Genomic DNA, 24,316 nt, shown 5'->3' with positions numbered 1-24,316 from the left:
AGTAACATTCACTCCAATGAGGATGAGACTATGTTCCAATCATTTATATTATTAATTAATTTAGTGTCATCGTCTTTGGGAAATGACATCCTAAGCATAAATATTTTGAAGTAAGATATAATAAGGAATTTTATTTGCGATGTATGGATTTGAGAATCAAAGGCTGGTGGGATGAATTCGGTTATCATCTTAATTTAAATAATGAGATTAGGAAAAATTTTTCTAAATATTTATGTGATTGTTTAAAAATTGAAGAAAAAATATCTCTGAATATTATCAAAAATATATTTACTAAAAAACCTAGTCATAGTTTGATTTTTATGATTTCAGATTTATTTGCAAAAAGTAATTTTCAATTTTTCTCTATTAGGTAGGCGGTAAGGATTCGTACAAAAATGGGCCACTGAAAAAATTTGATACTTTAATAAACATTTTATGACAAAACTCATCAATAATATTAAATTCTGTCAGATTGATTTTGGCATGTGTTTTGGCATAAACTTTTCATTGATTTATCATGAAGCAATTTCAATATTTTTCCACTGCCAGAAACCGTCGTTTTCTTTACATTTTAATATAATCATGCTAAACTTGTCATGACTATAAAAAGGTGCTATGATTAGCTTATGGAGAGCCGATGAGTATTCCTGAATTTGATAAAAACGGTGAGTTGCCACCTGGCGAACATATTGCAACCCTTGAGCAAATAAACAATCGATTTGGAACAAGCAATCCAAGAAGAGAGGCTCTAATTTCAGGATTAAAAACTGCCATTGAAAACTTTAAGCTGGCGGGTATTAAAAGAATCTGGATTGATGGAAGCTTTGTTACTTCAAAGTTTGAACCTAATGATATCGATGGCTGCTGGCGTTATGATGAAAAAGTTAATTTAGATATTTTAGATCCTGTTTTTTTGCAGAAATCTCGCTTCCCAATGAAAGCCAAATATGGACTGGAATTTTTTCCTGCTGCTTTTACCGAAGGAGATTCTGGTTTGCCTTTTCCAAGATTTTTTCAACTTAATAGAGAAGGTGATTCAAAGGGTATCCTAGTTGTTAATTTAGGAGAGAATAAGCCATGATTACTAGCCAAAAACAACTTTTAGCTGCAAAAGAAAAAGTAAAAATTTTAAAAGAATCAATTATCACTGAGCAAAAAAAGAACAAACCAGAAGTATTAAAACTTGCTACAGTTGGACAAATCGAAGAACTTATTTCTGAAATAGAATCTGAAATAAATGAATATGAATTATTAAAAAATAATAAATCTTCTGAAATACAAATATTTTCCTTAGAAGATTTAATGAATGCTCCAATTAAATATCGTATAGCAAAAGGTATGACAATTGAAGATTTTGCTCGTAAAGTCCATATACATTCAAGGCAAATAGCTCGTTATGAACTTGATCATTACCACAATGCCACAACTGATACTCTATTAAAAATATTAGTATGTCTTGATGTAAAAATTTCTGGAATGGTTAAGTTATAAAATTAGCGGGATATTTAATGGTAAACTTTTGGGATGAAAAATTTGATGATGGAATAAAAAATGATTTAATGGATTGCGCATATTGTTTTAATAGATTCCATCCTGATAGAGAAGACTTTAGAAATTGGATTAATGATATATATCAGAATTTTATAAAATATTGCCCTGAAGATGAAAAGAAATTTCTTGAAGAATCTAGAAAAAATGGAAAATTCAATTCAAGATTATGGGAAATTTATACTTTTTATGTTCTAAATAAAACTGGCTATATTTTTGAAAAAACAAACAAAGAAGGACCTGATATACTTATCAAGCATGATAATATAAATATTTGGATTGAATGTGTTGCTTCGCAAAGCGGAAATAATGAAAATAAAATTAAAGATTCACCTATTGGAACTGTATATATTCCACAAACCGATGAAGATTACCTGTTAAGAATATCAGAATCATTTAATTCAAAGGCTGAAAAAATATCGAAATATAAAGAAAGAGGAATTATTTTAGAAAATGATCTTGTAGTGATAGCTATTAATACAGGTTCTCTTAATAAGGATATTCAAACTAAAGAATTTGCAAATGGATTTCCACTTATTGTAAATGCATGCTTTGGAATTGGGGATCTTACATATTCTATTCCAATTGAAGATCAAGATCAGCCCATTTCTCGTTGCTATCAAAAAAAAGATCAAATATTCAAAAAAAATGGTACACCTATAAATATTGATTATTTTAATTCTAATAAATATAATATTATTTCTGGAGTTTTATATACAAACAAGAGCGTTTTTGATTCATTTTACAATAATATAATGCCAATTACAAAATGCTCTTATAGTGAAAAATCAAAAAATATATTATTATTGTTCGCTTATTTTTTCAAAACTGTGCAAAAATACCTTAGAATTAATATGAGTGAGCAAAAAAGTTTTAAAAAAAGTATTTCACATATATCAGTAATCCATAACCCTTATGCTACAAATAAATTATCTACAAAGGTTTTTAAAGATTTTAAACATTATTTTATAGAAAATGATATTTTAAAAACTCGGTTGAATGAAGAAATAAAAAGTTTGATATCATTCAAAATGCCTTAAAATTATGCTATTGCCGTTTTTACACGAATCCCGTCTCCCGCTCTAGTTTGCTCATCTTTCTTGTTATGCTTATGTCATTATTGTAAAAATTTGTTAATTTTTTTTAATTTATTACATATTTTTCCCAACTCTGAACAGTCAAGCCAAGGAGGCTAAAGAAATGGTTATGAAGGAATTAAAAGAACCGAGTGAAGTTGAAAAATGCAATATACAGCTTTTAGAAGAGAACGAAGTCAAAACTCAATGGCAAAAATATCGTTACAGTAAACTTATTTGGTTTATACTTATTCTTATTTTTAATATTTATTATTTTATATGTAATTTTTAAATTCAATTTACTTTACTAAATTTTATTCTAATGATATTAAAAATTGCTTATTAAAACAAATAGTTAGTTTAATTAAAACCGTGTTTTTTTATGGTTTTTTTTCATTTTAAAAGGAATTTTATGAATAAATTTATTACTTTATCATCATTTTTGGTATGCTCCCCTTCTTTTGCTCAAAATAATAACAATGAAACACCTAGAAGTAATTATTACATGACCGAAATGACTTGCGGTACCGCTGATTTTTGTGTTGCTGAGATGTATGAAGGAAATGCACTTATTGCTAAAATAGAATCTTATGACACCGTAATTCATCCAACGTCACAAACAGCTTTGCAAGAGAACTTAATTTATTTTGTTGATGGTACGGTTGCGTCTACTTATATCCTTTGCTTAACAAACGGAAGATGTTTCTTATCAACGAATAAAGCAGAAGCAGATTACGCTTTTAAAAATGATCAATTTATTTATTTTAATACAAGACAAAAAAGAAATTGGGGTCAAATTATTACAAAAGGAATAGAATTGACTTCAAAAGTAGTTGATAAGGCGGGACGTTCTATTGTAAATGGTGGTACTGCCACAAAAGATTTTGTTCAAAAAAGCTGGGACAAATCACCTGAAGGCTTTAAAAGCGGGGTGATAGACGGAGCTAGAACCACTGAATATGGCCGTATGGGAATACCACAAATTACCGATATAAAAGCCGTGCAAGAATTTCAAGTCGCTGCTTCAAAAGCTATTTATAACATCATTGAACAAACAGTAAAAAATAATGCAACGTTAGGTGGCCGATTAGATACCCGTACATATCATGAAGGTAGGGATACAATAGGAAATATGTCAAATCGAATTGGAAACGGTGGCAAAATCGTTTCAGGAAAAGGCAAATCTCACGGCAATTGGGCTAGATAAGTTTTAATTGCGTTTCTTGAGTGTCTCAAGTCTTAAATATGCAATTACTACTTAACTTATGAATTATCTATATATTTTGAAAACCATATAAATTTATATTTTGTAATATTTGTTTTCCATATTCTTATTTTTAAAGGCCATATATGAAATTAAAATTATTAGCTTTATCTATTTCTTTGTTTCCAGCTCTAGAAACTATTGCTTGTTGTAGAGATGGGAAGGATGGGGGAGCAACTGAAACATACGCGCAAAGTATTGCTAAACAAAAAGCGTATTTTGAGGAGAAAAAGAGATTAGAGGATATTGCGGCAAAAAATGCAGAGAAAAAGGTTAAGGGAGAAATTTGGGAAAAAAATAAAAAAGAAATGGAAAGCTGGACGTATAATTATAGCAAAGCAAAATACCCTAAGCTTAGTTATGGAAGATTTTCAATTTTGCAAAATATGGCTTATTCAGCAATGAATAGATATATTCCAATTAATAAAGATGAAATTTTAAGCCAGACTTTAAATGCTGATGGTTCTGGCTGGGTTAATGAGCCGACAGTGCGGGAAAATAATATTAAAGAATATCAAAAATTATTTACTCCAGAATTTTATGAAGAATATGGAAGATTTCTAACCGCTGATCAAAATGCAGCTGTTAAACAACTTTTAGAAGAATTTATAATAAATAATACAGAATTCTTTTTAAGTGAATTTATGGCACATGCTTTTGTTTATGATGAACGAACTAATGGTTATAGTTTGATCCTAATTAACTCAAAATTTCAATACGGGAATTTTTTAAAGACAATTATTTCTGGTATTGAATATAGACGTAAAAATAAAACAACTCTTACTACTTGTGAAAATCCTGAAGATCCATATTACAAATATTGCACTTGACATCCCCCCCCCTAAAAATCTTCTAACGTCGATTTTTTGAGTTTGTCGTTTAAAATGAAAATGAAGAAATAAAAGGGAAAAGCACATTAACTTAAAAAATATTATAATTACCAGCTTTGCATTTATATCAATAGTTTCTTGTAAACCAGATACAAAAGACTATGAAAAAAAGTTGGCTAATGATCAACAAAAACTAGATGATGCCGTAAATCAAATAGAAAAAGATGTAGCTACATTTAAAAAAGAAGCTATATTTGAATATTACAAATTAACTTATAATTTTTTAAATTATAAGGAACCAAAAGATTGCGAGATATATAAAGAAGAAATGGATGCTTTTTTAGAAAGAGGTGAACAACTTGAAAAAAACATACTCAAAAAAGCAGATGAGAGAAACACTTCTATTTCTTATCGAATTTTTGATTTAGTACATGGGTTAAAGAAGGATTTTGTAAGCACTTATTATGAAAAATTAAGCATTAAAGCAAAGCAAGAAGGGTGTGAAAAAAAGTTATCAAGGATTTTATAATGAATTAAAACAAAAAGATATTGTTATATATATCTTCCCCTTTAATTACATTTTTTGATTTTTGTTCTGATCCCATTTTGTTTTTGCATAATATTTCTAGCTAACTAATCGAAGTTATTTTTTTATTCTTCACAAAACCAATTAAATAATTAAGTATATCTACCCTTATTAAATCTATTTCTTCTTCACTTATGAATAATTTATTTTCTTTTGCAACCTTAACAAGCCTAGTAATTAATATATTTAATTTCATATATTGGTAGGCGGTAAGTAACTGTGTCAAATAGGGCGGGAACGCTATCTATCTATTTAAATTTTCTGCCGTAAACCAAGGTTTATGTCAGGTATTTTGAGGTAACAATATACATGCTTAATTTTGAGGACACTGCATACCCGAGATTTAAAAAAACATATTCGGAAAATGAATTGCAAAAATTATTTTTTCCAAATGAGGAAGAAATAGAATTTTGTAGAAATAACTCAACAGGTGAAAAACCACTTCTCTGTATGGTTCTTCTTTTAAAATGCTTTCAAAATATTGGTTATTTTATTCAGCTAAATGAAATTCCAGAACTTGTTATTAAATTTATTGTTGAGAAATCAAATTTCAAGGGAACAATTAATGAATTGATCCATGGATATCAAGATTCAGGTACAAAAAGAAGGCATGTTAAATGCATAAGAGAATATTTAAGTATAAAACAATTTAGTAATGGTGGAAATGATTTACTTGAAAGGATATTGCCAGAAATAGCATTAATTAAGCACGAACTTATAGATTTAATAAATATTAGCTTGGAGTATCTCGTTAAAGAGAGATTTGAAATTCCTGCTTTTAGAACTATTCATGATATTTATAAATATCATAGAGCAAAAGTTAATCATAAAATATATAAAGATACTTTTGAAAAACTTGATGAGCCTGGAAGATATTATTTAGGAAATTTGTTCTTAGAAAAAAATCAAGAGCATTCATTGTGGGATGATTTAAAAAAAGATTTAGAAAAACCTAGTTTTAAACTCATGGCTGATATGCTGATGCGGCAAAAATTATTGCAAATCATGTCACGGTATAACTATTTAATTCAACATTTGCCTCCTATAAAAATACAGACATTCTATGAAGAAGCTAATGGTTATGATGTTGGAAGCTTATTTAAAGTTAAAGAAGAAAAACGACTTACATTAATACTTTGTTATTTATATACAAAAGTAGCTAAAATTAATGACTATTTATGCAATATTTTTATAAAAAGAATTAAAAAATTCAATGTCCGAGCAAATTTTGAACTTCAAATTTATCTTGATAAAAAATCAGAAAAAACAGAATCAGTATTTAAAACATTTAATGAAATTGAGGATCAAGTAAAATCAGGAATTCAAGAATTAGACAAAATCAATGAAATTAAAAATATTGTAAATACTAATCAAGAATTATTTGATTATGCAAGAACACAAGTAGAATCTTGAATTAAAAATTTTAACAGATTTGTGTGGAATCATTATAAACAAAGTAGAAAAAGATTATTGAAAATACTTACTGTACTGAATTTATCATCTACTAGCGAAGATAGTTCAATTATAAATGCAATTGAATATATGTTATTTCATAAGGATACAACAACTGAATGGTTATATCCAGGGAGAATTTATAAACGTAAAGGCAAAACAGGCCCAATTCTAATTGATTTTTCATGGATACCTGAAAATTGGTGGAAGTTAGTAACTGGAAAAAAGAAAAGAGATAGTTTCCCTCAAAAAATAAATAGAAAACATTTTGAAGCTTGCTTATGTAATCAAATAATGCTTGAGTTACAAGCTGGAGATTTGTGCATAAATAATAGCATTGATTTCTCTGATTATAGAAAAGAACTTATTTCTGAAGAAGAGTCACTAAGAACGCTAGATGAATATGGAAAATTAATAGGAATTTCCTCAGATAAGAAACAATTTATTATAGATATTCAAAATAATTTAGAAAAATCAGCCAATTTTACTGATGAAACTTTTCAAGAAAATCCAGATTTTAAAATTCAAAATGAAGAACCTAAATTAAAGAAATATATTCCTATTGAAAAAGATAAAGCAAAACTAAAAGAATTAGAGAGCATGCTTGATAAAAAGATGCAAAAACATTCTATGTCATTATTAAATATATTAATTTCTGGAAATAATTTATTAAATTTAACAAAGTTCTTCGGGCCAAATAGTGGACATGCAGCAAAAATTAAAGATGAAGAAATGCGTTATATTTTAACGATTTTTGCTTATGGTACAGGTCTTGGTCCTACTCAAACAGCAAAAGCTGTTCCTGAAGTAAATAGAAGGAAAATTTCATTTTTGAATTTAAGGCATACTTCCGTTGATAAAATTGATAATTGTATTAGAAGTGTTATAAATATTTATAACAAATTTGATTTACCTAAACTTTGGAGAAATGGCTCAAGAGCTGCTGCTGATGGAACTCATTGGGATATGTATGATAATAATTTACTTTCCGAATATCATATAAGATATGGTCAGTTTGGAGGAATTGGATATTATCATGTTAGTGATACTTATATTGCATTATTTTCTCATTTCATATCTTGCGGTATGAGAGAAGGTATATTTATTTTAGACGGACTTTCAAAAAATAAATCAGATATCCAGCCTGATACAATTCATGGGGATTCTCACGCTCAAATGCTCACAGGATTTGGTTTATCGTATCTTCTAGGTATAAAATTAATGCCAAGAATAAAAAATTGGAAAGATTTAAATTTTTACAAACCATCTTCAAAACAAATTTTTAAACATATAGATTCCTTGTTTACAAAAGAAAAAATTGATTTGGATCTAATTGGAAAATATTTATATGATATGATCAGGGTTGCTCAATCAATTAAGGCTGGAAAAATAAATCCATCAACAATATTAAAAAGATTAAACACTAGTTCTAGAAAAAATAAATTGTATTATGCTTTTAGAGAATTAGGCAGAGTTATTCGAACAACTTATCTTCTCAATTATTTATCCGATCAAGATCTTAGAAGAATAGTTCAATCTTCAACTAACAAATGTGAATCTTTTAATAAATTTGTAAAATGGATTTATTTTGGTGAAGATATGATTACAAAGAACGACAGGGAAGAGCAATTGAGAGTTATAAAATATAACCATTTAATAGCCGTTGTTCTTACATTTTATAATGTATATGCAATAACAAAATCAGTTAAAGAGCTTACTTCCGAAGGTATCAAAGTTAATACAACTCTTATTTCAAAAATTAATCCATATCGAACTGGCCATGTAAACAGATTTGGAGTTTATGAAATTCAGGATCGAAAACTAGATGATATTGACTTTGAACTAAAAGTTTGAATGATGTAAAATGGGTATTTGTATAAACATAATGCTTAAATATTGAGCTAAAAATTCAAAGTGGTCCGATTCTGTACGAATTCTTACCGCCTACCTCTATTCCCCTCAATACCCTTGAATTATTGAAAAATATCGAAAACAAAAAAATGATCCTTAAATGAAATATAGGAGGATTTTTTGTGAATGATTTTATTAAAATTCCAGTTGAAAATGGAAGCCATCATTATCTCAACTTAGAAAAGATAATAGAAATTCGTTTTAAGAAGTTGAAAATAAAGTCGAGTTTTTTTATGGAACAAGAGTTATTTATTTGTCATATCAGACGATCGAAAGTTTTGAAAAATTAAAAGAAGTTATTAATAAAGAAATGGAAAAAAGAATACTTCAATAAAGATAATTCATATAAGTAAAAACCTATAAAAATAAACTCAATAAAGTTTATTTTTATAGGCAGCAAATTAAATTTTCTTATCTTGAAAATTATCCTTTTATTAATGAACTAATAGGATTATATTCATGAGATATATAATCTGAAGAAATAACTGCTGGACTAATTGCTTCAGTAGTAAGTAGTGGACTTATGTCCATTGCAAATGAAGAGCTAGTGAATATTAAAGCGCATACTGTTAATAGTTTTTTCATTAAAAATCCTCCTTGTTGATTTAATGATTTTTTAATTTAATGAAAAAAAATTAATAAAGCAATTTTAGTAGCTTGGCATAACATATTATTTTTCTTAATTTGAATTAATCGAAAAATTTGCATAGTTCATAATCTATCTTATTCCGAAATTATTCGACCTAATTCAGAATCTTTTGCAGCATCTCTTAATATATAATTATAGATTTTAAGAGCTAAAGATCAAACTGAATTTTCTGCAAATATAGTTAATTTATATGAACTTAAAATATGGTTTCAAACCCACAAAATAAAAATATAATCCTAAATAAAAAATGCCCACGAGCCCTCTTGCGAAGCCTACTGTGGGACTGCCTTTCTAATATCAATCAAAAAATATTTAAAGTCCATAAAAATTAGAAGAAAAAACCGCTGTTGTGTCAGTTACAAAACGGAAATACAAAATTATAGTTACTGATTGATGTAGCCCCTTATAAAGTCGAATACTTCCTATAAAATTAATGGGTGTTAAATATTATTAGTAAGACTAGTAATACGACTGAAGTCATATTTGGAATGCGATGCCGGAGGCGATTTACGGCAGAAGAAAAGCTTAGAATTGTTGAGGAAACATTGCAGCCAGAAAGTTCTACAAGTTCTGTGTCTAGAAAATACCGGATCCAACCGAGCCAATTGTATGTTTGGAGGAGACTTATGAAAGAAGGACAAATGGAAGCGGTAGAAGCAGAAGAAAAGGTAGTTCCCATATCTGAATTGAAGGCATTACAGAAAAAAATACATGAATTAGAACGTATTTTGGGACGTAAAACCCTTGAAGTAGAAATATTAAAAGAAGCGGTAAAAATAGGACGTGAAAAAAAACTGATCTCGCAAGAGCCCTTGCAAGGACTCGGAGATTTCAAATGAAACCAATTGCCGAAGCGCTTGGTGTTTCACGCTCTCACTTATTAAGCACTTTTCAACAAGAAAATAATAATAGCTCTCGAAAGTTAAGGGAACAAAATAATATCATATCAGATGAAGAAATTATTTTAATATTAAGAATAATAACAAATGGAAGACCAACATATGGATACAGAAGAGGGATTGGAAAACCCAAATTTAAAATAACAACAAAGATTGATAAACAAGCATTACATTGTCCAAATTTAATTTCGGGAGACTTTACCTCCTATAAACCAAATGAAATTTGGACTAGCGATATTACTTATATTCCAACTAAAGAAGGCTGGATTTATTTGTGCATAATTTTAGATACTTTTTCAAGAGCGATAATTGGTTGGAGCATGCAAGATAATTTAAAAAGAGAACTTGTTTTGAATTCACTAAATATGGCATACAAAAAAGATTTCATTTTCCAAAAGGAATCATTTTTTTCCACTTTGAAAAAAGAATTAGTGCATCGTTGTAACTTTCTTACAAGAAAAGAAGCAAAAATCTTCAGTCATAGAATATATAGAGGTGTTTTATAATCGAATCCGTGCTCACTCTGCCCTTGATTATCACGCACCTTTAGAATATGAAGAAAATTATGAAATTTAACAGTCCACTTTTCGGGGATCATACCATTATCAAAATCATCGTCTTGAAGTTTTATAAAACTATTTTTTAAAATAGATTCCTTGGAGATTAAATTGTAAAACTCTATGAAATTTTTTTCTATATCATCCAAAGTCTAAAAAATTCTTATAGTATTTTCTTCCCAATTAGTACCTTTTGTATTTACAAATTTTCCTATAATAAATTGATGACCATTTGTAATTACAACATATATGTAGCGACCCACCTTGGAAAATATTCAAGGTGGTTTAATTTGGGCCAGACAGTCCACAATTCGGTCCTGAGAATTTTCCAAGGTGGGTCGCTACAACTAAGTAGATTATTTCTATGTCTTCTGCTCTTGATATTTTGACTACATTTTTATCTTCTACTGCTGTATAAGAATATTCAAAATCGTATTCGCTTAACTACTTATACTAATCATATTGACTGCAAGTATTGGATATAAAAAGAAACTCCTTTTTCTTGTCATATTCTCTCCTTAGATTAAGAATTCTGTATAAAACTACAATATTTTTATACAGCTAAAATTTTTTTAGACGAGAGAGGGAAGTAAATATTCTATTTAAATTATAATCTCAAATATTAATTCTATGACTTTTATATTATTTGCAGGATTAAAATGTAATGTAATATAATATAATTGTCGTTGAGTTATTCTTATCTATCAAATTTTAAGTATTCAAATTCATTTAAAAAGAGATTATTAGAGCATAATAATAAGAATTTTATTTAATTATTTTTCAGTACTATAAAGTAAATTACCATAATATTTAATTCAAAAATCATTATTAATTTTTTAATTTGTAATTAATTTATCTTTAGTTGTTTTATTTAAAGAAATATAACAAACTGAATTTAAATTCAGTTTGAAGAGTATTCATAATTTTTATTTTTTAAGTAAGTCAATAAATATTTTAAAACCAATAAACGAATTGTTGCATGTTTATATACAAATTTTCAAAATAACAAAAATCGAATCTTGTTCTTTCAATTTTTTATTAAAAAAGACTTTTAAAAATTTCATAGAAACCCCAAAAATACAAATAAATAATATGACAAATTTTTGACATTAGCAATTTGTCATTTAAAAAAAATGAAATACATTAAAAACCTGGATCAAAAAATAATCTATAAGGAGTCAAAAATGGAAAATTTAAAAGAAAATAATGAAACTATAATTATTATTGAAGACATTGAAGTTTCTGGTCATACAATTTGTTATATGTAATTATTGCTATTAATTATTATAAAAAATTATAATGGAGTACATTTTTTGTACTCCATTATAATTTTTTTGGAGTAAAAAAAATTGAAAATTGGAATATCCCTTTCCCCACAACATGTACCTAAAGAGTATTATGAAAAATCATTAAAACATCCAGAAATAGATTTTGTTGAAATAGCTATTGAAGGTTTTATTTACCGTAAAGATTTTAAAGCAAAAGAAACACTTCAAAAAATATTAGATCACAAACCAGCAACTGCACATGGATATTCATTATCTTTGCTAGACCCTTCACCCTGGGAAGATAATAAATTAGAATTACACGAAAAATTTTTAAATTCTAATTCATTTTTAGCTTGGGCGGATCATTATGCTTTAACTACATTAGATGGAATAGCATTTTCCAGTCTAACACCAGCTCCCATTGGAATTGAGGCAGAAAATCTTCTTAATAAGAGATTAAGTATTATAGAATCCAAAATAACTTCATGTCCATTTTATTTTGAAAATCCTGCAGCACCATTTCTAATGGAACATCAAAATAGCGCGGTAAATATATTTCCAAAATGTTTTAAGGGAAGAAAATCAAAAATGCTTCTAGATATTTCAAATTTAGTTGCAAATGAAATAAATTTTGGTATCTCTGCAGATATGGAATTAGAAAAATTAAATGGAGTTTCAATTGGAGAAATTCATCTCGCAGGGGGTGAATGGCATGAAAATTTTTATAGAGATACTCATTCAAGTCCAGTTAATAAAAGAAGCTGGGATTTATTGAAACAATACCGATCAATATTTGAAGAAAATACTTTAATTGTTATTGAACGTGAACAAAAAATCCCTCCATTTGAAGAAACTTTAGAGGAGACTCGACGTGTTAGATCAATTTTCGGGATTTAAAAAAGAATTACAAGAAATATTAAATTTAAATAATATTGGAGTAAAAATTCAAAAAGAGCGATATAGGCGCGATCGTAAAGATTGGATTTTTGACACATTAAAAGGTGCCTTTATAAATGATGAAAATGATATTTTAATAAATTTACTTGATAATTATCTTGATAAAACTGAACCAATTGCAGGAGATTATGGAAGCTGGGGAGATTTATTAAATTTTCAAAATTATATTAGAAATTCAGATATTCCTTATTATAATAAATCCAAATTATATTTTTTTACAGCTGCAATTGCAGCACAACAAATAGAATTTGGACTTATTAAAACAGATGAATCAATTCCCTATCTTTATGAATTTGTAAAAGAATTTTTTATTCTATCAGAGGAAAATAGTATTTTATTATCTGTAAATGGATATATTTATGAAAAATATTCTCTAACAGGCATAATTAAAATTAAATCAATAAAGGGAAAAATATCTATTCAAGTATTTAAAAAAGAAAAAAATACTTCAGAAATAATTGAAAAATTAAGTAATATATATGGTTGGAATTCTCAATCATTGGCAATGAATAATAACTCAAAATATAACTCATTTTGGGGATTATCAAAATTTGAAATTTATGGATACTTTCATTCCATTAAATCAAATAATTATAATATGAGTTTTCAATCTTTCATTGAATCGGTATATCCTATTTGGCTTCCAAAAAGTCTAGGAATAACTACATCATTTTATTGTAATGCAAGATGTGCTCATTGTTATAATGCAAGTAGTCCTGAAAATAAGAAAAAATTTATAGAATGGAAGCAAATTAAATCAAATATTACCGAATGGGTTTCAATGGGCTTAAATGAAGTAGGAATATCAGGAGGAGAACCATTCCAATTCCCAGATGAATTGGTAGAACTCGTTCAGGAATTAAAGAATTTAAAAATTGAAAAAATTATTCCATTTAGTAATGGATTTTTAGGTAAAGACGATCTTAAATTATGTAATATATTAAAACAATTAAAAAGTGTTGGATTTGGAAACAATGCTGAAGATCATGTAAAAATTAGCACAGGTCAATTTCATTTACCATTTATATCTGTAGAACATATTTTAAATTTTGCAAAACGCCATTATGAAATTATTGGAAATAAATGTTTATTTGATATTGAAGTTTTAGAAAATAATGAATATTTAAAAGATATTATATCAAAAGCAAAAGAATATAATATAGCACATATAATAGAATGGAAATATCGATCAAAATTTAGTAAGTCAGGAAGAGCTAAATCATTACTAAAAATAAATAATTTAACTGAACCTAAACTCAACGATTTAAAATGTCCTGTTCGAAATAGAGCAGCGGTTTACCCTGATAGTGGATGGGTATATTGTACAGGAACTATTTATCCTAAGAAACATATTAGTTTTAGTAAACTAGAAGAGCTCTCAATTTATGAAATTTTTGCTAAAGCACATTTTGATGATAAATTTATATTTCTAAGTTTAGGTTCATTTGAAGATTATTTGAAATATAAAAATTCAAATATTGAAGATCATAAATTTAAGATGGATAATAATTCAACTCCATGCAGTATATGTTCAAAGGTTTATAGCTAATTTATGGACATAAAAAATATTATAAATTTAATTATTGGAAGATTTATATCAAACATTGGTTCAACTATTTGCACATACTCAATACTTTTATATTTAGTAAGCTCAAAAAGAGAATCAGAAATACCATTTGTAATTTTAGCTTCAGTAACTGGAAGTTTTCTAGGAAACTGGGTAATTCTACCCCGGCTATTAATTTTCTCATCAAAAGAAATATTAATTTTTGCAAATTTTTGTGCAGGTATTTTTACGTTTTTAATTTGCATTTTTGAAATAAATACAGATGGTAATTATATTTTATCAAAATATTCTTTAGCTTTGTTTAGTCTTATTTTTACTCTTTTTTCTATTTTAATTACAGCTTCAGCACAACAGTTTCTAGCCTCAGAGAATACAACTAGATACTTACATTTAGATTCAACATTTTTAACAGCAACAAAAATATTAGCTCCATCAATTTCAATTATATTATTATTTACTTTGAAAATACCAATTATTTATATAATTTTAATTAATGGACTTTCTTATGTAATATCAGCTTTATTTATATTTTTATTTTTAACAAATAACAAAATAAATTATTTGAATATAAATTCTTATAATCAAAAAGGATTATTCTCTTTTTATATTAATAACTATTTTTTTTGGATTATTGTAATTATAATTAATTTAATGGCTTCAACTTATAATGGAGGTATTTTAGTCTATCTTAATGAGATTAATTTAAATCCAAAAATGATCGCAGTATTTATGACAATTCAAAATATTTCTATGCTTGTTTCTGGATTTATTACTACTAAATGGCCTTTATTAACTAGACATAGAAAATTTGCTGGAATTATGTCAGGTGGTGGTCTTGCTATAATTGGTTCAAGTAGTAATTTATTAGTTTTATCTTTAGGTAATATAATTATGGCGATTGGTATGACATTACTTTTAAATGGATTTCGTTCCTTTATTGCTGAAATACCTAATTCTGATAGCTCTTTAAAAAGAATTTACTTTGGCCAATTAGCATTTATTTCATCAGTAACAAACTTATTTGGAATATTATTGTTTTCTTTTTTAACTATTAATATTTCCTCCTGGGGAGCAATATTTATTATTTCTGGATTCTGTGTTTTAATTATTAGCATAATGGGTACTTTGTATTCAATAAAAAGATTGGTATATTAATATGAATTATGGAAAAATTACTCCTTTATTAAATCTATATGATGGAAAAATTATTTTAGCTGCATGTAAGCTAGGAATTTTTGAAAAACTATCAAATGAGAAAATGACCGCAAAAGAAATAGCAATTTCATTAAATCTTGATTTTGATTATACTAAAGATTTTATGCTTCTTTTAAAAAAAATTGGGGTCGTTCTCCAAAATGATCAATATTTTTATAATACAGAAGAAGCGTTAACTTATTTAAATTCAAAATCAAAATATTTTCTAAAAAATTTACTTCTTAGTCTATCTACATGGGGTGATCACTGGAATTATATTGATGAAGCTGTAAAATTTGGAAAATCTGCAGTTGAATTAATTAATTCATCTAGCTCTAACGATACTTGGACGCAGCTTTTTTCTAATCAGGAAAGAGTCTCATCTTTTCTTGGAGCAATGACTGAAAAATCAAAAATTCACTCAGATTGGATCATAGATAATATTTCTATAAATGATAATGAGGTTCTAGTTGATTGTGGTGGTGGCTCTGGAAACTTATTAGTTTCTTTATTAAATAAATTCAATATTTCTAAAGCAATTCTTTTTGAAAGAATTGAAATTATTGAATTATTAAAAAAGGAGTTGAATACAAGATTTAGTAATATTCAATCTCGTATTCAATTAAAAGATGGTGATTTTTTTAAACCTTCAACAATACCAGAAAACGGAACAACATATATTTTATCTTGGATTCTTCACAATTGGAAAGATGCTGATGCTCATTTAATATTAAAAAATCTTAATGAACGCATGAGCGAAACATCAAAACTTATAGTTTTTGATACAGTTGTTCCATTTGAAGCTATTTCAGATCAAACTGAAATTGTAGGAAGATTTTCAATGAAACTCTATTTTGGATCTAGTGAGCGTAATTATCAAGATTTTAAAGAACTTTTTGAAAAATCAAATTTTATAATTGAGAAATATATACAAAAACCTTCAGAACCAACTAAAGCGTTATTTATATTAAAAAAAATAAATGTTAAGTAACTATTTTGATTTTTTAAGTTGCTTATTGAATGAATTTTTTTAGTCTAAAAAGTCTTGACATGATATTGTTAATATAAATTTAATTTTCTTATTTTCTTTATTTCTACATGTGATGCATTAAAGATTAGAGCCTGATCTTGTTCACCTAAATTTTCAACCGTTTTTGGATTCTAATAAATAATCATTTTCCTTTCTATTAAAGGTATTAAATATGCCTTTTCATTTACATAATGTGAAAGTGTTTGGACGCGGTTTACTTTTTCTTCTTTTGTACTCGACTTAAATGCTTGATCATATAAATCTTCAAGTTTTTGATCAAATAAAGGCTTTTCTTATAAATTAAATAAATTAACTTTAAGGGCGGCAAATGTAATTAGAGGATCTAATTGGACAATGATGAGACCTGAAATTTCAAATGGAACTTGCCATTCTGTTTCCCTTAATTCTTTAGGCAATGAATTAAATAATTCTTGCACTTTTTTAGGATTATATGTATTATTTAATTGCGCACGTCCCCAATAATTTTTAGGAAGTAATTCAGTTGAAACTGATGTACCCGGTATTAATTTTTGTAATGCCTCTCTATCAATTGCAAATTAAATAAATTTCCTGAAATTATGAGAGATGCCTAAAGGGTTATTATTTGTAAAAAATATGGAATGAACAGATCTTGGATTTTTTGAATAAAATGCATTGTAACTTAAGTTGGAATGATTTTCAAACTCAATTAAACTAATGTCATACTGAACTTCTTTTTTATTCCTTGTATAGAAATAAATTAAATCCAGAGCATTTTTTAAAGATAAGTTATTTTTCTTTAATTGAATCATACCATCCTAAAAAGCATTAAAGGTTGCTAAGGTTCCTCCTCTCGCATCAACCGAATAAGGACTTACGTTACTTTCATCTAAAAGCACATGCATTTTTGTCTCTCCATATGCTAAATTTACAAATAAGAAATTAAAAATTATATATAAAATTATTTTTATTATATTATTTCCGTATTTAATTTTTGATTTTTACAAAATGAATTATAAATCGATTATAAAAATCGGACAAAATGAAGTTATCATAATTTAATTCATTTCTCATGTTTATTTTTATGAAAATTAAAAAAAATATAAAATCAATCCAAAATTGCTATTTTCAAAAAGCAACGTCTATGTCAGATTCGCTTTAAAATAATTCAAACTAAACAAAGTGGCCTAATTTTTTAGCAATTTATACCTCATAAAAAAACATTCCAAAATATCTGTTAATCGAAAATACTTTACTCTCAGTTGAACTATTTCTGCGACAGAGCCGTTTTTAATGCGGTTTCATCTTTATTCTGTTTTTCTAAAATATTTTATTTTACATATTTTGCAAAATTAAATTTGTGTTTATCTAAAAAATAAGTAGGTTATAAAACTTGTTTCGCTAAACACATCGAGTCGTAAGGTAAATGGCCTTATATAGAGTTTGCAATAAATTGTATCAAGGATTGATAAAAATGTATACTGTAACCCAAAGAAATACAGCAAAATTTTCGCTATTATTTGTTATAGCAACTTCAATTTATAGTTGTAATAAACAGCAAAGTGGTGACTCGCAGGAAAAATATGAAAATCTAGTGTTAGAAGCTGCCGCTTGCGGTCTTGACATCACAGAGATTGAAGAAGTTAAAAAAAATTTAAGTGCGCGTGAAGATCAGCAAGAATATACAAGCAAATTAAAGAAAATAAATAAGGTCGCATTTTCTGAAGTTTATCTGCAGTATCATGCAATAAATGAAATGGTTGATTTTTTAAATACTTTGCGTTTGAAAGATGGAAACAATGATTTTATTAAAACAAAATTAGCTTATTTTAATAACGAAAAAAATGATCTCACAAAACTTGTTATTGACATGAAAAAAAACAATGCTTTGTTTCATTTAGACTCTAAAAATACAAATAAAAAACCTCTTTTTAATACCTTTGATGCAAGTAAAAAAATGATAAATACAATTGACAGCGTAAGTAAAAAAATCGAAATTCATCATCTTACCGAGAATGAGTTAAATAAGTTGATCAATTATGAAAATATTATTAATAAAAATGCAACCAAAAATTATACCACCAGTAAGCTTACAAAAGTAAAAAAATACGCATATAAAGGGGTTGAGAAATTTGCAAGTGGAGCAAATAAATACAATGTATTAATGAATTTTGTTACAATGCCAAATGCTTTTAGCAATATTAATAGTTCCTTTCAGAATGGAAATATTGGTACAGGTATAAAAGATTCATTGCATTTAGGCACGAATAATGCAGATTTAGCTTTAGATTTATTTAAAGCAAGTAGAAGTGCAGCATATTGGAATGGGCATCAGAATACTTTTAAAAATATTACTAAAGTACAGGTAGCATTAAATATTGCTTCTGCAGGTTTTGAAATTTATAATGCGGTTGAGTTATTTAAAGCTGCGAATGTAGAGACAGATCCTTTTAAAAAGCAGGATTATATTGTCAATGCCAGCCTTAATACGGCGAGTGCAGTTACTTCAGTGGGAACAGCTCTTCTCCTTCCTTTATCAGCAAAAGCTGGCCCTATAGGAGCAGCGGTTGGTTTTACAATTATGTTTTCCCAAGGAACTTACAATGCAGTAAGGATAGCAGATGAATTAAGGCGATTTGGTTTTAATGAAAACTATGTTGTACCTAGATCGATAGAGTCTTTTTTTGGTTTATATGAAATGGATAAAGACCTTAAACTTAGGACGCGAAAATCTGCTCATCACATTCAAGAAATTTATATTCCAGGCATTTTAAAAGAAAATAATGAATTATTTTTCAAAAATTATAGAGATAATAAACAGTCGAATTTGTATTATATAAGTAAGTTAATTTATCCTCAAATATTTTTATATATACCCTATACCCATTCAAAATATATTGGTGATGATCTTAGTGGTTACAAAACTGAGCAAAAACAACTTAAAAATGAAGATCATATTTGTCTAACAAATAATTCTTACTTCTCTGAAAATTCAGGAGAATTAGAAAAGGCACACCTGAATTATATTCAAAATTATTCAAATATTTTACAGCATAAAGAAACTACAAAAGATATATTAACTCCTAATAGTATTAGAAATAAAAGTTATTTATTAAGTTATGATGAATATAGCATCTATGCATCCTTGAAAAAAGATTTAAGTTTTACATGGCGTAATGATACAGATCCTTGTCCAGCTGTTGATTTAGATAAGCGAATGGTTGTTAAACAATCAAACAATACTCGGGAGCAAGAAAATCTGCTTGCTGCAGTTCCTGCAAATAAAAAAGCGAATTTATATTTTGTAGGCTATGGTAGTCAAGGCCAGCAAGGGAATATGATACATACGATTGTTGCCGATAAAAATACAATTAATTTATTTAATATACATCCTGCAACTTTTTTTATGCAAGTTGAAGGAGGAAATAATGATGATATATTTGAATTTTTTGATGAAATTCAAAATAAAACTGAGGATAAAGGTTATCTTGATGGAAAAAATGGCATTGATACACTGAATTTACAAGGCATAAAAGAAAAAAATTTGGTGCTAAGTCTTGATCAGAAATTAAAAGTAAAATCCAATTTACCTGAATTAAGAAATATTGAAAATGTCATTGGATCAAATCAAGAAGATACCATTCATGGTAACAAAGAAAATAACGTATTCTTTGGTTATAATGGTGATGACAAATTATTTGGATATGATGGGAATGATATTTTGTATCCTGGAAAAGGTAAAGATATTCTTTCAGGAGGTGGAAATAACGATACTTATGTCATCTTAAAAAATGATTTATACAATTCTGGGATTAATAATATTTCCGATTATTTTTCATTAATTGAGAGAAATATCACAAATATTAAAAGTGAAATTCAGAAAATAACTAATACAAAAGGAAATTTACAATCCTCTATTAATAAAATTAAAAATCATTACAGTTGGTTTAGAGAAGAATATAATTATTCGCCACAAGAATATTTAAGAAATTTAAAAGATTTTGACTATGCTAATCTAGATTTTCGCGAAGTTGCAAGAATTTCAGAGAATAATATTAAAGAAATATCAAGTAATATAATTAAAATTGAAACTGCTGTTACCGATCGTGGTGTATCAAGTGATATTAGAACTATGAAGGGTAAAATAAATGATTTAAAAGCGAAGTTTGCTAGTTACACAGAAATTATTTCAAATATTGAAAACTTAGCAAAGCTAGAAAATGATCCTTACCGTATTTATATAAGTGATAAAATAGAAAATTTTCAAACGCAGCTAGATAAAATAAATTTTCAGCAAGATTTGCTCTATTTGCTAGAAGAATTAAATCTATCTTATTTAAAAATTAAAACCCAAGGTAACGAAATTAATAAAAACTTACAAAGTAACCTGACGGGTATTAAAATTATAGATAATTATGATTCTAGTTTTGATAGTAAATCAGAGGCGTTTGATGTCATTATGACTGATCTTAACAATTTAAGGTCGCAAAAAATTGAAAATGATTTAATTCTTGGCTTTTACGTTGAAGATAATTTTGTCCCAGCAATTATAGTTCGCAGCTATTTTGCTAGTATAAATCATCAGCACCTTTTAATTTCAGACTTAAAAGGAAATATATTAACTTCTAAAACAGGTGAAATTTTTGATAATACTAGTGAAAATTCAAATTCAAAAGAATACAAGACGAGTATCGATACATATAAAATGAAAGCAGAAAATTCATTGCTTAATATGGCTAGTATGGATATAAAAACGAGTATTAAAAATATAATAGGGACACAAAAAAATGATAACATAACTGCTGATGATAAAGATAATATAATTTATGGTGAGGGTGGTTTTGATAGCATTTATGGAAATGGAGGGGATGATACTCTTATTTTGAATTTTGATTCAAGTAAAAATGTGAGTCAAAAAAATATCTTACTTAATAATTTATTCTTAGATAATAATGCAGATAAATTTTACTCAACTGTAGTTGGTGGCAGTGGACATGACAGCTATGTCTATAATGTAAATAATAAAGATAAACAAAATTCTGTTTATCTTTCAATCATTGAAAATGAAGATGCGCTTAATAAACTAGATAATTTAATCATTAATGATAATGAAAATAATATTAAAAATATTAATTTTACTAAATTTATCGATTTAAAGTATAAAAAGAAACACTTAAAAATTGAGCTTTTAGATTCTAATTTAAATAATACTTATATTATAATTGTAAAAAATTGGTTTGAGCACCAGAAAAATAGGCATCTACAAATTCAGTTAGGGGAAAATCTTTCTATCCCTGATGGAATTTTAAGTCAAATAACAAATATTTTAGATGGAAAAAATGGAAGTGAATTTAATGTTGATTTTGACAGTGAAACTTCTGATGTTAAACCTAATTCATATTATGTTATGAAGTATGCTAATTTGTCCGAGGCAATTAAATTTCAAAGAATTGATAAAACAAAGTCTGAAAATGGAAAAATAGCATTAAAATTTGGCAGAATAAATAATGATTTATATGTGCAATTCTTAGAAGGAAAAATTAATTATTCTTATATAACAATTAAGGACTTCTTTTATTGGCGTGAAGTAGTAAAGGAAGATTTACAAGTAGAATTAGATGACTCTATTATTTTATCAAGTGAAAAATTAGATTCTATATTGGAAGATTTATTAGATGGTGAAGTCAATCAAATATTTAACTAGGAACATTAAATTAAAAAATTAAACATAGTTTGAAGGATTCTTTATGCAGTTAAACTTAATAAAAAGTATTTTCGTTATAAGTATTTTTACCTGTTCAGGTATTTCTGTTGCAGCAAATTCTGACTGTAATTATTTGCTTAATTTTAAAAATCAAGAGATCGTAGTTAAAGATAAAGGTGAACAGTATCGAGTTTTTAATGAAGCTCATGAGTTTTTAAATAAAGTTGTTTCGAGATATGAGTTATTTTCATCAAATGATTTTCTTGCAAATAAGTTTAAAGATTATGTTTTAAGAGCAGTATTTGCTTCAACCAAAATTGAATTATTAAAAAATAAGTTAAATGAAAATTTACCAAATTTTATAGGGGGAGATGAATTTAATAAACTAACTTATAATTTATTAGATCAAATGAAGTATTTAAAAGCAAATAATGAGAAGTTTAAATTAATTGAAAGATTGTCATCAGAAAATGAAAGTTTAAAAACTGCGAAAAGTAATTTCGATAATGCAAGAAACGAAAAAAAAGCAGACGGAGTAATTAATCAGTTGCAAGCAGATATGGCAGCTATAAATAAAAAAATAACTAAAACACAACAAGACTTAAAAAATTTAGATATTCGCCCCATCCCAGTGGAAGATCATGTTGTTGTAACAGATTTTAGTTATACTATAAATGGTGAAGTTTTATCATCTAAAAATCTTCCAAAAATGAATGATTCAATTAAAATTAAACTTCTTTTAGATGAAATTGATAAAGATTTAAAAGTAATCTTGTTCAAAAATATAAGTTATTTATCTGATTATGAAACGACAGATCGAATAAATTTCTTAAATCAATCAAAGACATTTTCTTATGCAGAGTTCATAAAAAGTAGCGGAGAAAAAGAAAAGTATTATTCAATAAGTGGAATGAATTTTGAATTTAAAAAGCCTTCAACGCAATTAAAACAAAAATTACAGGATAAGATTAGAAATAATGAATACCCTTTAAATAAAGAAGCCTTAAATGAAAGACTTCATATTATTGATACACTATTGCAAGATAATATTATAATGGTTAATCAATTTGGAAAGAATTATATTCCAGCTATCAATACTAAAAGAAGAAATTCTGATTTAAATAAAAACGATTTAGCAAATACACAAGAATTTGAAATTTTTGAGAAACTCCCGATTAATCAAGGCAAAAAAAAAGCTGATATGATTGAAGAGTTCTACGATTTAAAAAATATGCAAGAATTGGGCGAAGAGACTCTAAAAAAATTTAAATCCGAACAATTTATTTTGGAAAAAGATGCGCGCATTGCGGACTCTGAGTATAAATTGCTGAATCAATTCTTGGATAGAACAATTGAAGTTCCAAATATCGTTGGCGAATTAAACGTTTATACCTCTAAACCAGCATGCAATTCTTGTATTACTGGCTATGAGTCTTTTAAAGAGCAAAGACCAAATGTCTCTTTAAAAGTGATAACTCTTATCCCTAAACTTGAGACTGAAATGAAAGCAGATTATCTCACACGTCATCAATAAGCTGATCCTCTGCAAAAATATTACATTTGATTTATGAAGAAAGTCCACTTTCGGATAAGTAGATGTCGCAATACCAGGCTTTAGATTTGAAGCAGGCAATGTGTGATGTTACTTAACTATTTCATAATGTTATTAGCTATAGTTCCATTCTCTTTTGGAAAGGACAAACAATCAAAGAGAGTTTGAGATCAAATTAAATGAAAAAATAAAACTCTTCATGTGTTGTTCTTTTAAAAGAAGAACCGCTTGTTAAATTTTTTTAATAAAATAAAAAAATTTATTTAGTAGCAAACATATGTATTTTTAAAAAT

General features: G+C 27.0%; 20 protein-coding genes. 18 read left to right on the top strand and 2 right to left on the bottom strand.

All coding sequences use genetic code 11. The features are described from left to right. Nucleotides 1-637: 637 nt before the first annotated feature. From GCL60_RS02945 to GCL60_RS02905, 9 genes are all read left to right on the top strand, one after another. Nucleotides 638-1,081, top strand: a complete 444-nt coding sequence (locus GCL60_RS02945; RefSeq protein WP_153418370.1) for a DUF6932 family protein — start codon at nucleotides 638-640, stop codon at nucleotides 1,079-1,081. Further along, on the top strand, nucleotides 1,078-1,491 hold the full coding sequence (locus tag GCL60_RS02940) for a helix-turn-helix domain-containing protein (RefSeq protein ID WP_153418369.1): 414 nt from the start codon (nucleotides 1,078-1,080) through the stop codon (nucleotides 1,489-1,491). Before GCL60_RS02945 ends, GCL60_RS02940 begins: the two co-directional genes overlap by 4 nt. Nucleotides 1,492-1,508: 17 nt before the next feature. Continuing rightward, on the top strand, nucleotides 1,509-2,588 hold the full coding sequence (locus tag GCL60_RS02935; protein ID WP_153418368.1) for a hypothetical protein: 1,080 nt from the start codon (nucleotides 1,509-1,511) through the stop codon (nucleotides 2,586-2,588). Between the two features lie 160 nt (nucleotides 2,589-2,748). Next, on the top strand, nucleotides 2,749-2,916 hold the full coding sequence (locus GCL60_RS02930) for a hypothetical protein (protein WP_153418367.1): 168 nt from the start codon (nucleotides 2,749-2,751) through the stop codon (nucleotides 2,914-2,916). Between the two features lie 120 nt (nucleotides 2,917-3,036). Continuing rightward, nucleotides 3,037-3,831, top strand: coding sequence for a hypothetical protein (locus GCL60_RS02925; protein WP_153418366.1), 795 nt, complete (start codon nucleotides 3,037-3,039; stop codon nucleotides 3,829-3,831). Nucleotides 3,832-3,974: 143 nt separating this feature from the next. After that, nucleotides 3,975-4,718, top strand: a complete 744-nt coding sequence (locus tag GCL60_RS02920) for a hypothetical protein (RefSeq protein WP_153418365.1) — start codon at nucleotides 3,975-3,977, stop codon at nucleotides 4,716-4,718. A gap of 172 nt (nucleotides 4,719-4,890) precedes the next feature. Further along, nucleotides 4,891-5,247, top strand: coding sequence for a hypothetical protein (locus GCL60_RS02915; protein ID WP_153418364.1), 357 nt, complete (start codon nucleotides 4,891-4,893; stop codon nucleotides 5,245-5,247). Nucleotides 5,248-5,613: 366 nt separating this feature from the next. Continuing rightward, complete coding sequence (locus GCL60_RS02910; RefSeq protein ID WP_153418363.1) at nucleotides 5,614-6,717, top strand: DUF4158 domain-containing protein; 1,104 nt, start codon at nucleotides 5,614-5,616, stop codon at nucleotides 6,715-6,717. Nucleotides 6,718-6,774: 57 nt separating this feature from the next. Next, nucleotides 6,775-8,610 carry a Tn3 family transposase gene (locus GCL60_RS02905; RefSeq protein ID WP_153418362.1) on the top strand — a complete coding sequence of 612 codons (1,836 nt, stop codon included), beginning with the start codon at nucleotides 6,775-6,777 and terminating at the stop codon, nucleotides 8,608-8,610. A 480-nt stretch (nucleotides 8,611-9,090) separates the two neighbouring features. Here the strand turns inward: GCL60_RS02905 and GCL60_RS02900 are convergent, their stop codons facing one another. Then, nucleotides 9,091-9,252 carry a hypothetical protein gene (locus tag GCL60_RS02900; RefSeq protein WP_153418361.1) on the bottom strand — a complete coding sequence of 54 codons (162 nt, stop codon included), beginning with the start codon at nucleotides 9,250-9,252 and terminating at the stop codon, nucleotides 9,091-9,093. 552 nt (nucleotides 9,253-9,804) lie between these two features. On the opposite strand from GCL60_RS02900, the gene GCL60_RS02895 reads away from it, so the two are divergent. The 7 genes from GCL60_RS02895 to GCL60_RS02865 all read left to right on the top strand — a co-directional run bounded on the left by GCL60_RS02895 (nucleotide 9,805) and on the right by GCL60_RS02865 (nucleotide 16,749). After that, nucleotides 9,805-10,155 carry a transposase gene (locus GCL60_RS02895; RefSeq protein ID WP_153418360.1) on the top strand — a complete coding sequence of 117 codons (351 nt, stop codon included), beginning with the start codon at nucleotides 9,805-9,807 and terminating at the stop codon, nucleotides 10,153-10,155. Further along, the gene (locus tag GCL60_RS02890) at nucleotides 10,152-10,721 is read left to right on the top strand and encodes a DDE-type integrase/transposase/recombinase (RefSeq protein WP_153418359.1); all 570 of its coding nucleotides are present in this window, start codon (nucleotides 10,152-10,154) and stop codon (nucleotides 10,719-10,721) included. The genes GCL60_RS02895 and GCL60_RS02890 overlap by 4 nt, the downstream gene beginning before the upstream one ends. Then, nucleotides 10,696-10,791 (top strand): hypothetical protein, encoded by a 96-nt coding sequence (locus GCL60_RS17515; protein ID WP_474104027.1) that lies wholly within the window; start codon nucleotides 10,696-10,698, stop codon nucleotides 10,789-10,791. The genes GCL60_RS02890 and GCL60_RS17515 overlap by 26 nt, the downstream gene beginning before the upstream one ends. Nucleotides 10,792-12,121: 1,330 nt before the next feature. Then, on the top strand, nucleotides 12,122-12,937 hold the full coding sequence (locus GCL60_RS02880; protein WP_153418358.1) for a multinuclear nonheme iron-dependent oxidase: 816 nt from the start codon (nucleotides 12,122-12,124) through the stop codon (nucleotides 12,935-12,937). After that, nucleotides 12,912-14,546: a radical SAM protein gene (locus tag GCL60_RS02875; protein ID WP_153418357.1), complete on the top strand. Its 1,635-nt coding sequence runs from the start codon at nucleotides 12,912-12,914 to the stop codon at nucleotides 14,544-14,546. The genes GCL60_RS02880 and GCL60_RS02875 overlap by 26 nt, the downstream gene beginning before the upstream one ends. Before the next feature lie 3 nt (nucleotides 14,547-14,549). Beyond that, nucleotides 14,550-15,719, top strand: a complete 1,170-nt coding sequence (locus GCL60_RS02870; RefSeq protein ID WP_153418356.1) for an MFS transporter — start codon at nucleotides 14,550-14,552, stop codon at nucleotides 15,717-15,719. 1 nt (nucleotide 15,720) lies between these two features. Next, the gene (locus GCL60_RS02865; protein WP_153418355.1) at nucleotides 15,721-16,749 is read left to right on the top strand and encodes a methyltransferase; all 1,029 of its coding nucleotides are present in this window, start codon (nucleotides 15,721-15,723) and stop codon (nucleotides 16,747-16,749) included. A gap of 596 nt (nucleotides 16,750-17,345) precedes the next feature. Here GCL60_RS02865 and GCL60_RS17255 read toward each other — a convergent pair. Beyond that, entirely contained in the window at nucleotides 17,346-17,579 is a 234-nt protein-coding gene (locus tag GCL60_RS17255; protein ID WP_161998052.1) for a hypothetical protein, read from the bottom strand. Between the two features lie 662 nt (nucleotides 17,580-18,241). On the opposite strand from GCL60_RS17255, the gene GCL60_RS02860 reads away from it, so the two are divergent. Together GCL60_RS02860 and GCL60_RS02855 are read left to right on the top strand one after the other, a co-directional pair. Then, nucleotides 18,242-22,471, top strand: a complete 4,230-nt coding sequence (locus GCL60_RS02860; protein ID WP_153418354.1) for a hypothetical protein — start codon at nucleotides 18,242-18,244, stop codon at nucleotides 22,469-22,471. A gap of 43 nt (nucleotides 22,472-22,514) precedes the next feature. Further along, nucleotides 22,515-24,005 (top strand): deaminase domain-containing protein, encoded by a 1,491-nt coding sequence (locus GCL60_RS02855; protein ID WP_153418353.1) that lies wholly within the window; start codon nucleotides 22,515-22,517, stop codon nucleotides 24,003-24,005. Nucleotides 24,006-24,316 lie beyond the last annotated feature (311 nt).

Origin of the sequence: Silvanigrella paludirubra (assembly GCF_009208775.1) — a bacterium.
Lineage (GTDB): Bacteria > Bdellovibrionota_B > Oligoflexia > Silvanigrellales > Silvanigrellaceae > Silvanigrella > Silvanigrella paludirubra.
Note: the sequence above shows the minus strand (reverse complement) of the source record. Positions and strands in the feature narration are given on the sequence as shown.